The organism is Streptomyces sp. NBC_00104 (genome assembly GCF_045160825.1).
Classification (GTDB): Bacteria; Actinomycetota; Actinomycetes; order Streptomycetales; family Streptomycetaceae; genus Streptomyces.
Genome location: NZ_CP108215.1, coordinates 866,536 through 880,947 on the forward strand (window position 1 = coordinate 866,536; position 14,412 = coordinate 880,947).

General features: G+C 71.0%; 13 protein-coding genes. 12 read left to right on the forward strand and 1 reads right to left on the reverse strand.

What is annotated here, in order from left to right; all coding sequences use genetic code 11:
- Positions 1-113: 113 nt before the first annotated feature.
- The 7 genes from OG272_RS03685 to OG272_RS03715 all read left to right on the forward strand — a co-directional run bounded on the left by OG272_RS03685 (position 114) and on the right by OG272_RS03715 (position 8,915).
- The gene (locus tag OG272_RS03685; RefSeq protein ID WP_405892525.1) at positions 114-473 is read left to right on the forward strand and encodes a DUF5133 domain-containing protein; all 360 of its coding nucleotides are present in this window, start codon (positions 114-116) and stop codon (positions 471-473) included.
- A 62-nt stretch (positions 474-535) separates the two neighbouring features.
- Positions 536-2,551, forward strand: a complete 2,016-nt coding sequence (locus tag OG272_RS03690) for a maltotransferase domain-containing protein (RefSeq protein WP_405892526.1) — start codon at positions 536-538, stop codon at positions 2,549-2,551.
- Positions 2,548-4,284, forward strand: coding sequence for a maltose alpha-D-glucosyltransferase (treS, locus tag OG272_RS03695; RefSeq protein WP_405892528.1), 1,737 nt, complete (start codon positions 2,548-2,550; stop codon positions 4,282-4,284). Before OG272_RS03690 ends, treS begins: the two co-directional genes overlap by 4 nt.
- A 29-nt stretch (positions 4,285-4,313) precedes the next feature.
- On the forward strand, positions 4,314-5,702 hold the full coding sequence (locus tag OG272_RS03700) for a maltokinase N-terminal cap-like domain-containing protein (protein ID WP_327731209.1): 1,389 nt from the start codon (positions 4,314-4,316) through the stop codon (positions 5,700-5,702).
- Between the two features lie 2 nt (positions 5,703-5,704).
- Positions 5,705-7,942: a 1,4-alpha-glucan branching enzyme gene (gene glgB, locus OG272_RS03705; RefSeq protein WP_405892530.1), complete on the forward strand. Its 2,238-nt coding sequence runs from the start codon at positions 5,705-5,707 to the stop codon at positions 7,940-7,942.
- A gap of 145 nt (positions 7,943-8,087) precedes the next feature.
- Positions 8,088-8,441, forward strand: coding sequence for a glyoxalase (locus OG272_RS03710; RefSeq protein ID WP_326585001.1), 354 nt, complete (start codon positions 8,088-8,090; stop codon positions 8,439-8,441).
- A 72-nt stretch (positions 8,442-8,513) separates the two neighbouring features.
- Positions 8,514-8,915, forward strand: a complete 402-nt coding sequence (locus tag OG272_RS03715) for a MarR family transcriptional regulator (RefSeq protein ID WP_326585000.1) — start codon at positions 8,514-8,516, stop codon at positions 8,913-8,915.
- A 59-nt stretch (positions 8,916-8,974) separates the two neighbouring features.
- Here the strand turns inward: OG272_RS03715 and OG272_RS03720 are convergent, their stop codons facing one another.
- On the reverse strand, positions 8,975-9,823 hold the full coding sequence (locus tag OG272_RS03720) for a LysR family transcriptional regulator (protein ID WP_405892531.1): 849 nt from the start codon (positions 9,821-9,823) through the stop codon (positions 8,975-8,977).
- A 341-nt stretch (positions 9,824-10,164) separates the two neighbouring features.
- Between OG272_RS03720 and OG272_RS03725 the strand changes: the two genes are divergently transcribed.
- Genes OG272_RS03725 through OG272_RS03745 form a run of 5 tightly spaced genes read left to right on the forward strand, consistent with a single transcriptional unit; the run spans position 10,165 to position 14,372 of the window.
- On the forward strand, positions 10,165-10,878 hold the full coding sequence (locus OG272_RS03725; RefSeq protein ID WP_327731206.1) for a lysophospholipase: 714 nt from the start codon (positions 10,165-10,167) through the stop codon (positions 10,876-10,878).
- Positions 10,875-11,780, forward strand: a complete 906-nt coding sequence (locus tag OG272_RS03730) for a sulfurtransferase (RefSeq protein WP_327731205.1) — start codon at positions 10,875-10,877, stop codon at positions 11,778-11,780. Before OG272_RS03725 ends, OG272_RS03730 begins: the two co-directional genes overlap by 4 nt.
- Positions 11,777-12,649 (forward strand): ABC transporter permease, encoded by an 873-nt coding sequence (locus tag OG272_RS03735; protein ID WP_326584996.1) that lies wholly within the window; start codon positions 11,777-11,779, stop codon positions 12,647-12,649. Before OG272_RS03730 ends, OG272_RS03735 begins: the two co-directional genes overlap by 4 nt.
- Entirely contained in the window at positions 12,646-13,392 is a 747-nt protein-coding gene (locus OG272_RS03740; RefSeq protein ID WP_405892534.1) for an ABC transporter ATP-binding protein, read from the forward strand. Before OG272_RS03735 ends, OG272_RS03740 begins: the two co-directional genes overlap by 4 nt.
- A complete protein-coding gene (locus tag OG272_RS03745) occupies positions 13,389-14,372 on the forward strand; it encodes an ABC transporter substrate-binding protein (RefSeq protein ID WP_405892536.1) in 984 nt (327 codons plus the stop codon). Before OG272_RS03740 ends, OG272_RS03745 begins: the two co-directional genes overlap by 4 nt.
- Positions 14,373-14,412 lie beyond the last annotated feature (40 nt).

A 14,412-nucleotide genomic window follows, 5' to 3' on the forward strand; every position in this document is an offset into this window, starting at 1 on the left:
GTTGCGCGTGCACCATGAGTGAAGTCATCGGCTCCGTAAGGGGTCGGTGCTCCTCCGTGCACGACCTCCCCCGGGAAGCGTGCTCCGCCGAGAGTGCCGGGAGGGACCAGCACATGCTGCTGCCCGCCAAGAACGAGGTGGCCAGACATCTGCGGCGCTACCGCACCTGGGAACGCGCGATGCTCGCGTCCCCGACCGACCGCGCGGCCCGGGAGAACTTCGAGAACTCGGGCTACACGCTGTGCGTGCTGATGGGCAAGCGCTGCGCCCGCGAGGCCGTGGCGGCCGCCGAGCGCTACCTGCAGACGAGCCTGCCCACCTACCTGCAGGAACAGACCGGCGTGCGCAAGCAGGAGACGACCGGCGCGACCCGCGAGGAGCGCACCGGCAAGACCCGTAAGGACCGGACCGGCAAGACCCGTTCCGTCCGGCGTGGTCCGCCCTCCGGGCGGCGTTCCACGGCGGGGCGGTAGGACCCGTTGCAGCACCCGTTCGGCCCAGCGCCGACTACCGAGCACGGCGGAGGTGAGACCCCATGAGCCCGACCCCGGCACCGGCCGTCGGCCGCGTCCCCGTCAGGGACGTCCGCCCGCTCGTCGAGTGTGGCAGGCGTCCCGCGAAGGCGGTCGTCGGCGAGACCTTCGAGGTCACCGCGACGCTCTTCAGGGAAGGGCATGGCGTGGTGGCCGCCAATGTCGTGCTCAAGGACCCGGAGGGCCGCCCCGCCCCGTGGACCCCGATGCGCGAACTCGCCCCCGGCACCGACCGCTGGGGCGCCTGCGTCACCCCCACCTCCGTGGGCCGATGGACGTACCGCGTGGAGGCCTGGAGCGACCCGATCGCCACCTGGCGCCACACCGCCCGCATCAAGGTCCCGGCCGGCATCGACACCGGACTCGTCCTGGAGGAGGGCGCCGAACTCCACGCGCGGGCCGCCGCGGGAGTGCCGGAGGCCGGCCCGCACGCCGCCCTGGTGACGGCCGTCGCAAAGCTCCGCGACGACACCCTCCCGGTCGCCGACCGTCTGGCGGCGGCGTTGGCGCCGGAGGTGGACGAGGTCCTGACCCGCCACCCCCTGCGGGAACTGGTCACGTCGTCGGAGCCGTTGCCGCTGCTGGTGGAACGGGAACGGGCCCTGTTCGGCTCCTGGTACGAGTTCTTCCCGCGTTCCGAGGGCACCCCCGAGCAGCCCCACGGCACGTTCCGCACCGCCGCCCGCCGCCTGCCCGCCATCGCCCGGATGGGCTTCGACGTCGTCTACCTCCCCCCGATCCACCCCATCGGCACCACCTTCCGCAAAGGCCGCAACAACACCCTCTCCCCCACCCCGGACGATGTGGGTGTGCCGTGGGCGATCGGCTCCCCGGAGGGCGGCCACGACGCCGTCCACCCGGATCTGGGCACCATCGACGACTTCGACCACTTCGTCACCGAAGCCCGCGCACTGGGCCTGGAAGTCGCCCTGGACTTCGCCCTGCAGTGCTCCCCGGACCACCCCTGGGTGCACAAACACCCCGAGTGGTTCCACCACCGCCCCGACGGCACCATCGCCTACGCGGAGAACCCGCCGAAGAAGTACCAGGACATCTACCCCATCGCCTTCGACGCCGACATGCCCGGCCTCATCACCGAAACGACACGGGTGCTGCGGCACTGGATGGACCACGGGGTACGGATCTTCCGCGTCGACAACCCCCACACCAAACCGGTCGTCTTCTGGGAACAGGTGATCGCCGACGTCAACGCCACCGACCCCGACGTCATCTTCCTGGCCGAGGCCTTCACCCGCCCGGCGATGATGCACACCCTGGCCGCCACCGGCTTCCAGCAGTCCTACACCTACTTCACCTGGCGCACCACCAAAGCGGAACTCACCGAGTACGCCACCGAACTCGCCGGCGAGGCCGCGAGCTACATGCGGCCGAACTTCTTCGTCAACACCCCCGACATCCTCCACGCCTTCCTCCAGGAAGGCGGCCGCCCCGCCTTCGAACTCCGCGCCGTCCTCGCCGCGACCCTCTCCCCCACCTGGGGCGTGTACTCCGGCTACGAACTGTGCGAGAACACCCCCCTCAAACCCGGCAGCGAGGAGTACCTCGACTCCGAGAAGTACCAACTCCGCCCCCGCGACTGGGACACAGCCGAACAAGACGGATGTACGATCGCGCCCCTCATCACGGCGCTCAACGACATCAGACGGCGCCACCCCGCACTGCACGGGCTCAGGAACCTGCGCTTCCACCACACGGACAACGACGCGGTGATCGCGTACGGCAAGCGCACGGGCTCGGACGCGGTCGTGGTGGTCGTCAACCTCGACCCCCACCACATCCAGGAGGCCTGGATCACGCTCGACATGGCGGAACTCGGCCTGGGCCCGGGCGAGCACGTGCCGGTGCGCGACGAGCTGACGGGAGAGACCTACCGCTGGGGAAGGACGAACTACGTGCGCCTGGAACCCGGGCGGGCACCCGCGCACGTCTTCCACGTCCAGCTCCCTGCCGAGAGCACGTCGTCCTCGTCGCAGATCGGAGCGTCAGCCACGCCATGACCACGAACAAACCCATCCCGGACACCTTCGAGGACACTCCGCAGAAGGACCGGGACCCTGACTGGTTCAAACGCGCCGTCTTCTACGAGGTCCTCGTCCGCTCCTTCCAGGACAGCGACGGCGACGGCATCGGCGACCTCAAGGGTCTGACCGCCAAACTCGACTACCTGCAGTGGCTGGGCATCGACTGCATCTGGCTCCCGCCGTTCTTCACCTCGCCCCTGCGCGACGGCGGCTACGACGTCTCCGACTACACCGCCGTCCTCCCCGAGTTCGGCGACCTCGCCGACTTCGTGGAATTCGTCGACGCCGCCCACCAGCGCGGCATGCGCGTCATCATCGACTTCGTCATGAACCACACCAGCGACGAGCACCCGTGGTTCCAGGAATCGAGGAAGGACCCCGACGGGCCCTACGGCGACTACTACGTCTGGGCCGACGACGACAAGCAGTTCCAGGACGCCCGCATCATCTTCGTCGACACCGAAGCCTCCAACTGGACCTTCGACCCGGTGCGCAAGCAGTACTTCTGGCACCGGTTCTTCTCCCACCAACCGGACCTCAACTACGAGAACCCGGCCGTCCGGGAGGAAATGCTGGCCGCCCTGCGGTTCTGGCTGGACCTCGGCATCGACGGGTTCCGCCTCGACGCCGTCCCCTACCTCTACCAGGAGGAAGGCACCAACTGCGAGAACCTCCCGGCCACCCACACGTTCCTCAAACACGTCCGCCGGGAGATCGACGCGTTGTATCCGGACACGGTCATCCTCGCGGAGGCGAACCAGTGGCCGGAGGACGTCGTCGACTACTTCGGCGACTTCGCGAGCGGGGGCGACGAATGCCACATGGCGTTCCATTTCCCCGTCATGCCACGCATCTTCATGGCCGTGCGCAGGGAATCCCGCTACCCGGTCTCGGAAATCCTCGCCAAGACCCCGGCCATTCCCTCCAGCTGCCAATGGGGCATCTTCCTGCGCAACCACGACGAGCTCACGCTCGAAATGGTCACGGACGAAGAACGCGACTACATGTACGCGGAGTACGCCAAAGACCCGCGCATGCGCGCCAACATCGGCATCCGCCGCCGGCTCGCCCCGCTCCTGGACAACGACCGCAACCAGATCGAACTGTTCACCGCCCTGCTGCTGTCCCTGCCCGGCTCGCCGATCCTCTACTACGGCGACGAGATCGGCATGGGCGACAACATCTGGCTCGGCGACCGCGACGCCGTACGCACCCCCATGCAGTGGACGCCGGACCGCAACGCGGGCTTCTCCTCCTGCGATCCCGGCCGCCTCTACCTGCCGACGATCATGGACCCCGTCTACGGCTACCAGGTCACCAACGTCGAGGCGTCGATGTCGTCGCCCTCGTCGCTGCTGCACTGGACGCGCCGGATGATCGAGATCCGCAAGCAGAACCCGGCGTTCGGCCTCGGCAGCTACACCGAGTTGTCGTCGTCCAACCCGGCCGTGCTGGCGTATCTCCGGGAGGCCCCCTCGATCGAGGAGGACGGGGACGACCTGGTGCTGTGCGTGAACAACTTCTCCCGCTTTCCGCAGCCCACCGAACTCGATCTGCGCGCCTACGAAGGACGCCACCCCGTCGAACTCATCGGCGGCGTCCGTTTCCCCGCCATCGGTGAACTGCCCTATCTGCTCACCCTCGCGGGCCACGGCTTCTACTGGTTCCGGCTCTCCCGAGTCCTCTCCCGCGCTGCCCGAGGGCGTTGAAGCGCGGGCCGGCGAAAGGACGCGTCACCATGTCGAAGACCGCAACCGCACTGCTCCGGCCGAGCAGCGACGGGGTCGCCGCCGACCTCATGACCTCGCTCGCCGGACTGCTGCGCGCGTGGCTGCCGCGGCAGCGCTGGTTCGCCGGCAAGGACCGGCCCGTCACGGACCTCGCCCTGCTGTCGATGACCGAGCTGTATCCGGGCTGTCTGCATCTGCTCGTGCACACCGGTCAGCCGAGCCACACCGGCCACAGCGGGGTGCCCGCGCCCGGTGGCGCCGCCCCGGCAGGTGACTGCTATCAGCTGCTGCTCGGGGTGCGCGAGCAGGTGGTGCCGCGCCTCGGCCGGGCGCTCATCGGGCAGGCGCACGAAGGTCCGTTGGCGGGGCTGACCGTGTACGACGCGCTGTACGACCCCCGCTCGGCCCAGTTGCTCCTCGAGCGGCTGCGGCACCCCGGTACGACGGGCCCGCTGTGTTTCGAGGCGGACCCGGACGTACGGGTACCGGCCGGTCTGGCGCCTCGGCTGCTGGATGCCGAGCAGTCCAACTCCTCGCTGGTGTACGGGGACGCGTTCATCCTGAAGGTCTTCCGGCGCATCCAGCCGGGCGTGAACCCCGATCTGGAGGTGCCGGGCGCGCTGGCCGGGCAGGGGTGCGGCCGGGTACCGGCGCCGGTCGCCTGGTTCAGGACCACCGATCCGTTCCCGGCGACACTCGGCGTGCTGCAGCCGTTCCTGCCCGACGCGTCCGACGGCTGGACGCTGGCGCTCGGCGCGCTCGCCGCCGGGCACGACTTCACCGCGCAGGCCCGTGAGCTGGGCCGGGCCACGGCGGAGGTGCATCTGGCACTGGCCTCGGCCTTCCCCTCCGGGGCCCATGACGAGAACGGACGGACGGCGGCCGCGATGACCGAGCGGCTGGACGCGGCAGCGCGCTGCGTACCGGCGCTGCGGCCGTTCGTCCCCGGGCTGCGCACCGCCTTCCGTGCCCTGCTCTCCTGCGACGTCGGGCCGCCCGCGCAGCGTGTCCACGGCGATCTGCACCTGGGACAGGTGCTGCGGGCCGGCCGGGAGTGGTTCGTCATCGACTTCGAGGGCGAGCCGTCCCGTCCGCTGGCCGAACGGTGCGGCACCCAGTCGCCGGTGCGGGACATCGCCGGCATGCTGCGTTCCTTCGACTACGCCGCCCGGCAGCGTCGCCCCTGGCGCCCGGAGTGGGCCCGCCGCTGCCGGGAGGCCTACTGCGCGGGCTACGCGGCCCACGCCGGCTGGGACCCGCGCAAGAAGCACGGACTGCTGCGCGCCTATGAGACGGACCGGGCCGTGTACGAGGTCCTCTACGAGGCCCGGCACCGCCCCGACTGGCTTCCCGTACCGATGGCGGCGATCGAGCGTCTCGCCGTGAGAGGAGACTGACCGTGGCCCTGCGCGACACCACTTCCCCCGAGGCGGCGGGCCCGCCCCCGCGCAGGCCCCGGCTGACCGTGGCCGCCCCTCCCCTGGCCCCCGACGACCGTGCGCGGCTGCTCTCCGGCGCCCACCACGATCCGCACGCCCTGCTCGGCGCCCATCCGGTGCCGGGCGGGGTGGCCGTGCGGGCCCTGCGTCCGTACGCGCATGCCGTGAGCGTCGTGATCGACGGCGAGCGCACCTATCTCGCCTCGGAGGGCGACGGTCTCTTCTCCGTCCTGCTCCCGCTGGACGCCGTCCCGGAGTACACGCTGCTCGTCGCCTACGAGGACACCGACCACGAGGTCCATGACCCGTACCGTTTCCTGCCCGCGCTCGGTGAACTGGACCTGCACCTGATCCGTGAGGGGCGGCACGAGCAGCTGTGGAAGGCGCTCGGCGCCGAGCCGATGACCCACCAGGGCGTGACCGGCACCCGCTTCACCGTGTGGGCGCCGAACGCCCGAGGGGTGCGGGTCGTCGGGGACTTCGGCTGCTGGAACGGGACGGCGTTCCCGATGAGGTCCCTCGGTTCGTCCGGCGTCTGGGAGCTGTTCGTGCCGGGGGTGGGCGAGGGCGCCCACTACAAGTTCGAGATCACCTCCCGGCACGGCCACCGTCTCCTCAAGGCCGACCCGATGGCACGCCAGGCGGAGGTGCCGCCCGCGACGGCGTCCGTCGTCACGGCCTCGCACTACGAGTGGGATGACGCGGAGTGGATGGCCGGGCGCGGGGACATCCCGGTGCACGAGGCCCCGTTCTCCGTCTACGAGATCCATCTTCCGTCCTGGCGGCCGGGGCTGACGTACCGTCAACTCGCTGATGCACTCCCGGAGTACGTCCGCGACCTCGGCTTCACCCACGTCCAGCTGATGCCGGTCGCCCAGCACCCGTTCAGCGGCTCCTGGGGCTACCAGATCACCGGTTTCTACGCGCCCACGGCTCGGCTCGGCACCCCCGACGACTTCAGATACCTCGTCGACGCGCTGCACCGGGCCGGGATCGGTGTGATCGTGGACTGGGTGCCCGCCCACTTCCCCAAGGACGACTGGGCACTCGGCCGCTTCGACGGGGAGCCGCTCTACGAGCCCGGGGACAGCCGGCGGGCCGAGCATCCGGACTGGGGGACGTACGAGTTCGACTTCGGCCGCACCGAGGTGCGCAACTTCCTTGTGGCGAACGCCGTGTACTGGTGCGAGGAGTTCCATGTCGACGGGCTGCGGGTGGACGCGGTCGCGTCGATGCTCTACCTCGACTACTCGCGTGACTCCGGCCAGTGGTCGCCCAATGTGTTCGGCGGACGCGAGGACCTGGACGCGGTCGCGTTCCTGCAGGAGATGAACGCGACCGTGTACCGGCGGGCGCCGGGTGTGGTGACCATCGCGGAGGAGTCCACGGCCTGGGACGGGGTGACCCGCCCGACGGACAGCGGTGGGCTGGGCTTCGGGCTGAAGTGGAACATGGGGTGGATGCACGACTCGCTGGGCTACATCGAGCACGAGCCGGTGCACCGCAAGTACCACCACAACGAGATGTCGTTCTCGATGGTGTACGCGTACAGCGAGAACTACGTCCTGCCCATCTCCCACGACGAAGTCGTGCACGGGAAGCAGGCGTTGGTGTCGAAGATGCCGGGCGACTGGTGGCAGCGGCGGGCGAACCACCGGGCGTATCTCGGGTTCATGTGGGCCCACCCCGGCAAGCAACTCCTCTTCATGGGGCAGGAGTTCGCGCAGGGGGCGGAGTGGTCGGAGGCCCACGGACCCGAGTGGTGGCTGCTCGATCCGGAATACGTCGCGCAGGCCGACCACCGGGGGGTGCGGGACCTCGTCCGCGACCTCAACACGACCTATCGCCACACCCCCGCCCTCTGGCAGCGGGACACCGACCCGGCCGGCTTCCAGTGGGTGAGCGGGGACGCCGCCGAGGACAACGTCTTCGCGTTCCTGCGGCTCGACGCGGACGGCACACCGCTCCTCGCCGTCTCCAACTTCAGCCCCGTGGTCCGCGCGGACTACCGCCTGGGAGTGCCCGGAGACATCTCGGCGTGGCGCGAGGTGCTGAACACGGACGCCGCGGTCTATGGGGGGAGCGACGTCTCCAACGCGCACCCCGTGACACCCGAGCCCCACGCCTGGCACGGTCGTCCGGCCGGCATCCGCGTGACCTTGCCTCCGCTGGCGACGGTGTGGTTCCGCCCGGCGTGACGTCCTCGCCCCCGCCGCACCCGCCCTTCCCGTCCCCAGGGGCCGCGCCCCTTCTGGTCAGGATCGGAGAAGCCCGGCGGGGCCCTCGCGTCCTAGCGTGGACCGCAGATCCCAACGACCGGAAACGACCTCGGAGGAATACGCCATGACCGCCGGACTCAAGACCATCATCTACCCCGTCAAGGACCTGGCCGGGGCGAAGGCCCTGTTCAGCGCCCTGCTGAAGGTGGAGCCGTACGCGGACTCGGCGTACTACGTCGGGTTCAAGGACGCGGGGCAGGACGTGGGGCTGGACCCCAACGGCCACGCGAAGGGGATGACGGGTCCGGTGCCGTACTGGCACGTCACCGACATCCGGGCGACGCTGGCGGGGCTGCTCGGCGCCGGGGCGGAGACGCTGGAGGACGTCCACGACGTGGGCGGCGGCCGGCTGATCGCCTCGGTGAAGGACACGGACGGGAACCTGATCGGGCTCGTGGAGGACACCGCGGCGGAGTAGCGCGAGGGCGATCGTTGCGCCTGCACAAGTTGCACGGACAACGATCATCTCGCCCTCTGTTACCGTGCACATATGGCAGCGAACACGGCCGACGTCCGGCTCGAGGAGCAGTGGCGGGGCATCCTGTCCGTGCACGCCCGCACGATGTGCGAGATCGACCGCGTGCTGCATCCGCACGGCCTGGGCGCCAGCGACTTCGAGGTGCTCGACATCCTCGCGTCGGGCATGGCGGCGGCCACGGCGGCCGGGGACCTGTGCCGGGTGCAGAACATCGCGGAGAAGGTCCACCTCAGCCAGAGCGCGCTCTCCCGGCTGATCGGCCGGCTGGAGAAGGACGGCCTGGTGGAACGGTCCGTCTGCGCGGAGGACCGGCGCGGGGTGTGGGTCACCCTCACGGACAAGGGCCGCGACCTGCACGCGGAGGTCCTGCCCCTGCAGCGTGACGTCCTGGCCCGCATGTTGCGGCAGGGCTGACCCAGGGCGTCGCGAGAGCGAACGGCCGGGCCCCACCCGGTTCTCCGCGCACCGCTCCCTCAGCGCAGCAGTTCCCGTACGGCCTCGAAGGCGGCCTCCACCGTGGCCGGGTCGGCGCCGGGGCGGGCGAGGGCGCTCATGGGGATGGGGGTGACGGGCGGGAGTCCGTCGTACGGGGTGAGCCCGTCGGGAGCGGGGCCGACGGCGGCGAGGAGGGCGACGCCCTGGCCGGTGCGGGCGATGTCGAGGACGCCGGCGAGATAGCCCGCGTCGCCGACGACCGTGGCGGCGACACCGTGCGCGGCGAGCGTGGAGATGGCCCGGCGACGGATCGCGCACGGGTCCTCGACCGCCACCAACGGGACCGGGACGGGGGCCGTCGGCGCCTCCCAGCCGGGCGGGGCGTGCCAGGTCAGGGGCAGACCGCCGACAGGGGTGCCCTCGGTCGCGGCAGCCTCGGTGACGTACACCGCGACATCGACACTCCCCCGCTCCACGGCCTCGACGAGCCGTGCCGAGCGGTCGATGCGGAACCGCACGCGGCAGCCCGGGCGCACCTCCTGCACGGCCGCCGTCAGCCGTGGCAGGAACTGGTCGGCCGCGTGCTCGGTGGAGCCGATGGTGACGGCGTCGCCGTCGGTGTCGAGCAGGGCACGCACGGCCTCGTCGTGGACGGCGAGGATGCGGCGGGCCTGCTCGACGAGGAGCCGTCCGTCGGGGGTGAAGCGGGTACCGCGCCCCTCGCGTTCGACGATCGCGCGGCCGAGCGTCTTCTCCAGCCTGCGGACGTGCTGGCTCACCGCGGACTGGCTGAGGGCGAGGGAGCGGGCCGCGCGGTGGAAGCCGCCGCAGTCGGCTATCGCGGTCAGACTGCGCAGGGCCACGATGTCGAGGACAGGTTGGGGCATGCGGCGACGGTAGCCGCCGCCCGGCATCGATCGCGATTCCTGATCGGTTTCGATGCGGAATCGTCGTTGGACGTGACGCGGCATCGCCGGTCATGATGAACGCATGATTCCCGCGACCGCCTCTGCTGCCTTTCTGACGCAGCGCCGAGTCATCGACTTCGGCGTGGCGTGCAGCGCGCGTTGTCGTTGATCCGCTGATTTCCCCCGCCGCCGCTACGGCGGCGCTCTCTCCGCGCGCACGTCGAGTGATCCTCCGTTGAACTGACACACGTGTCCGTCCGGCTCTCGCCCACGTGCGCTCTCGCTCCTTTCCCCTGCCCTGAAACGGGAGTTGCTTCCCCATGCCCTCCTCCGCACTGTCCTCCTGGGACGAACCCGAAGGCCTCGCCGCGCGCGGCACGCTCGTCGTGCTCGCCGGACGGGGTGAGCACGGCGGCGTGTACGAGCGGTTCGGCCGCCGTCTCGCCTTCGACGCCTACCGTGTCCGCGCCCTCGGCGATCCGACCGCCGACCCCGCGGTCCTCGACGCGGCGGCCAAGCTCCTGGCCGACGAGTCGCTGCCCGGCCCCAAGGTGCTGGTCGGCTCCGACACGGGCGCCCGGTACGCCGTACAGCTCGCCGCCGAGCGGGCCGCGGGACTCGACGCACTGATCCTCGCCGGGCTGCCCATCGGGTCCTGGACGTCCGGGAGTTGGGAGGCCGAGGCAGCGGCACGGACCGCCTGCCCCACCCATCAGGGGCGGCTGGCGAACGACCCGGACTTCCGGCGGGGCGTGCTCGACGAGAGCCCCGACGACCTGCCGGAGCTGCGCCTGGACCTCGTGGACGTCCCCGTGCTCGCCCTGCACGGCACGGACGACGCCGTCAGCCCGCTCGACGGGGCGCTCGACGCGTACGCGGGCCACCCCGGGGTACGGACCGTGACCTTCGACGGCGGTCGGCACGACGTACTGAACGACGCCCTGCACCGCACCGCCGCCGCCACGGTGGTCCTCTTCCTCGAACGACTGCGCCTGTCCGCCGAACTGCCCGCCATCGCGGAGGGTGCGGTATGAGCGCCGGCACGGACACGGGGACGGACATCGGGACGGGTGCGGGTGGCGGGCGGGACACGCACGGGCGGGTCACCACCTCCGTCGCCGAACTCGCCGCACGGCTCCGCTCCGAGCGTCCGCCCGTACTGCTCGATGTGCGGTGGGCGCTCGGTGACCCGCACGGCCGCGAGCACTACGCGGCCGGGCACATCCCGGGCGCGCTGTATGTGGACCTCGACACCGAACTGGCCGCGCCGCCCAGTCCGCAGGGCGGGCGGCATCCGCTGCCCGAGCTCGCGGATCTCCAGGCCGCGGTGCGGCGCTGGGGTGTCGAGGAGGGGCGGCCGGTCGTCGTGTACGACGATCTGGGCAACACGGCGGCGGCACGGGCGTGGTGGCTCCTGCGGTTCGCCGGGGTGGCCGATGTGACGCTGCTGGACGGGGCGTTGGGGGCCTGGAAGGCCGCCGGGCTGGAGCTGGAGTCGGGGGTGCCCGCCGCTCCGGCGCCCGGTGGTGTCGTTCTGCGACCCGGTGGGCTCCCGGTGACCGATGCCGACGGGGCCGCCGAACTCGCTCTGTCGGGGCTGCTGTTGGACGCGCGGGCGGCCGAGCGGTACCGGGGTGAGGTCGAACCGGTGGATACGCGGGCCGGGCACATTCCGGGGGCGGTGTCGGCGCCGACCGGGGAGAACCTGGCGGCCGACGGGACGTTCCGGTCGGCCGAGGAGCTGCGGGAGCGGTTCGTGGCGAAGGGCACCGACCGGGTGGAGCGCATCGGCGTGTACTGCGGTTCCGGTGTCACCGCCGCCCATCAGATCGCCGCGCTCGCCCTCGCCGGTTTCGAGGCGACGCTCTTCCCCGGCTCCTGGTCAGCCTGGTCCGCCGATCCGGCCCGCCCGGCCGTGGAGGGAAGCCGGCCATGACGACGAAACCACTTGTGCTCCCCCGGCGTCCGGCCACCGAGGGCACAGCGCCCACGCCGGCCCGCGTCACCATCCGGGGCACCGCGAGGACAGCGCGCCGTTTCACCGTCCCCCGTGCCGTCCGCCGCGCCTGCGGGCCTGTCGGTCTGGTCCTGCTGTGGTTCCTGACATCGGCGACCGGACTGCTCCCCGAGTCCGTCCTCGCCTCCCCCGTGGACGTCGTCCAGCAGGCCGTGGAACTGACGAAGAGCGGCGAACTCCCCGATGCCGTCGCCGCCTCGGGCAGGCGGGCCGCCACCGGGTTCCTGATCGGGGCGGCCGTCGCGCTGAGCCTGTCGCTGCTGGCCGGCCTGTTCCGGCTGGGCGAGGACGTCATCGACTCCTCGATGGGCATGTTCCGGGCGATCCCCTGGGTGGGTCTGATCCCGCTGTTCATCGTGTGGTTCGGCATCGAGGAGACGCCGAAGATCGCGCTGGTCGCGCTGGGTGTGACGTATCCGCTGTACTTCAACATCTACGGCGGGATCCGGTCGACGGACGCCCAACTCGTCGAGGCCGCCCGGATGATGGGCCTCGGTCGGCTGGGGCTGATCACGTACGTGATCCTGCCGAGCGCGCTGCCCGGGGCTCTCGTGGGGCTCCGGTACGCGCTGTCGACGGCCTGGCTGGCACTGGTGTTCGCCGAGCAGATCAACGCGGACGCGGGGCTCGGCCATCTGATGAGCAACGCCCAGCAGTACTTCCGCACGGACGTCATCGTGCTCTGCCTCGCCGTGTACGCGCTGCTCGGGCTGGCCTGTGACTTCGCCGTACGTGTCCTGTCGCGCAGGCTGCTGACCTGGCGGGCCAACTTCGAGGGGGAGGCATGACCACCGTGTCCGAGACCGCCACCGGTGTGTCCAACAGCGTGGAGATACGCGGCCTTTCGCGGGCCTTCGACGGTCATACCGTGCTGCACGAGCTCGATCTCGACATCAGGGAGGGCGAGTTCGTGGCTCTCCTCGGGCACAGCGGCTGCGGCAAGTCGACGCTGCTGCGGATCCTCGCCGGACTGGACGAGGAGATCGGCGGCGAGGTGACCGTGCCGGCCCGGCGCAGTGCGGCCTTCCAGTCGCCCCGGCTGCTGCCCTGGCTGAGGGTGTGGCGCAACGTGGTCCTCGGTCTGCCGGGCCGGGCGGACCGGGCGCTGGCCGCGAAGGCGCTGGACGAGGTCGGCATCGCGGACCGCGCGACCGTGTGGCCGAAGACGCTGTCCGGCGGTCAGGCCCAGCGGGTCTCGCTGGCCCGCGCCCTTGTCCGTGAACCCGAACTCCTGCTGCTGGACGAGCCGTTCGGCGCTCTCGACGCGCTCACCCGGGGCAGGGTGCAGCAACTGGTCGCCGAGCTGTGGCAGCGCCACGGTTGCGCGATCCTCCTGGTCACGCACGACGTGGAGGAGTCGCTGCTGCTCGCCGACCGCGTGCTGGTGATGGACCAGGGCCGTATCGCGCACGAGCTGACCGTCGATCTGCCCCGGCCCCGTGATCTGACCGCCCCCGAGTTCGTCTCCCTGCGCGCCCGCCTGCTGACCTGGCTCGGCGTGAACCGCACCCTGGAAGGAACCCCCTCGTGACACCCCCAGCAGTACGCCGGATCGCGGCCGCCGCGCTGAGCCTCACCGCCCTGCTGGCGCTGACCGGCTGCGGCGGCGACTCCTCGGCGCGGGCTTCCGCCGAGGACGGCCGGGTCACGCTGACCATCGGCGACCAGGCCAAGACCCTCCAGACCATCGTCGCCGCCTCCGGCGCTCTCAAGGGCGCCGACTACCGGGTGAAGTGGGCCGAGTTCGAGGGCGCGGCCCCGCTCTACCAGGCCGTGCAGGCGAACGCCGCCGACACGACGTACTCGGCCGATCTGCCCGCCCTCCAGGCGCTCAGCGGCGGGGTGCGCTTCAAGAAGGTCGCCGCGCTGAAGAACGACGGGCGGCATGTCGGGATCGTCGTCCGGGACGGGTCCGGCATCGACAGCGTCAAGGACCTGAAGGGCCAGAAGGTCGTGGTGTCCTCGGCCAAGGGCAGCATCTCGGAGTATCTGCTCGCCAACGTCCTTCAGCGGAACGGGCTGACGTACTCCGACGTGAAGGTGCAGTACCTGCTGCCGACGGACGCGCAGGCCGCCTTCGCCTCCGGGAAGATCAATGCGTGGGCGACCTTCGGCGTCTACCAGGCCGTCGGTCTGGAGCAGGGCGGCAAGCTGCTCGTCGACGGCGCCGACGGCCGCGTCAGCGGGTACGGCTTCATCGGGGCCTCCGACGAGGCCCTCGCCGACGCGGGCAAGAAGGCCGCGCTCGGGGACTTCCTGAAGCGGCTCGGTACGGCCCTGAAGTGGGCCGACACGCACGAGGACGCGTACGCGAAGGCCATCGTGGAACGCAACGGCGCCGACGAGTCCGTGGCGAAGACCCTCGCCTCGGCCGCGTACAGCCAGGTGCTGCCGATCGACGCCGAGGTGACGAAGACGGTCCAGGGCGTCGCCGACCTGATGAACGGCATCGGGGTGCTCGAACCGAACGTCGACGTGGCCGGGACCGCCGACACCAGCGTCCTCGAGTGACCGCTCTTCGACGACCTCAAGCGACTTTCCCTGACAGGAG

Excerpts from the sequence above, each read along its gene's own strand:
- OG272_RS03700 (WP_327731209.1), top strand. The coding sequence starts at position 4,314 with ATGTCGAAGACCGCAACCGCACTGCTCCGGCCGAGCAGCGACGGGGTC.
- OG272_RS03740 (WP_405892534.1), top strand. The coding sequence starts at position 12,646 with ATGACCACCGTGTCCGAGACCGCCACCGGTGTGTCCAACAGCGTGGAG.
- OG272_RS03710 (WP_326585001.1), top strand. The coding sequence starts at position 8,088 with ATGACCGCCGGACTCAAGACCATCATCTACCCCGTCAAGGACCTGGCC.
- OG272_RS03690 (WP_405892526.1), top strand. The coding sequence starts at position 536 with ATGAGCCCGACCCCGGCACCGGCCGTCGGCCGCGTCCCCGTCAGGGAC.
- OG272_RS03735 (WP_326584996.1), top strand. The coding sequence starts at position 11,777 with ATGACGACGAAACCACTTGTGCTCCCCCGGCGTCCGGCCACCGAGGGC.
- OG272_RS03720 (WP_405892531.1), bottom strand. The coding sequence starts at position 9,823 with ATGCCCCAACCTGTCCTCGACATCGTGGCCCTGCGCAGTCTGACCGCG.
- OG272_RS03725 (WP_327731206.1), top strand. The coding sequence starts at position 10,165 with ATGCCCTCCTCCGCACTGTCCTCCTGGGACGAACCCGAAGGCCTCGCC.
- OG272_RS03685 (WP_405892525.1), top strand. The coding sequence starts at position 114 with ATGCTGCTGCCCGCCAAGAACGAGGTGGCCAGACATCTGCGGCGCTAC.
- OG272_RS03730 (WP_327731205.1), top strand. The coding sequence starts at position 10,875 with ATGAGCGCCGGCACGGACACGGGGACGGACATCGGGACGGGTGCGGGT.
- treS (WP_405892528.1), top strand. The coding sequence starts at position 2,548 with ATGACCACGAACAAACCCATCCCGGACACCTTCGAGGACACTCCGCAG.
- OG272_RS03715 (WP_326585000.1), top strand. The coding sequence starts at position 8,514 with ATGGCAGCGAACACGGCCGACGTCCGGCTCGAGGAGCAGTGGCGGGGC.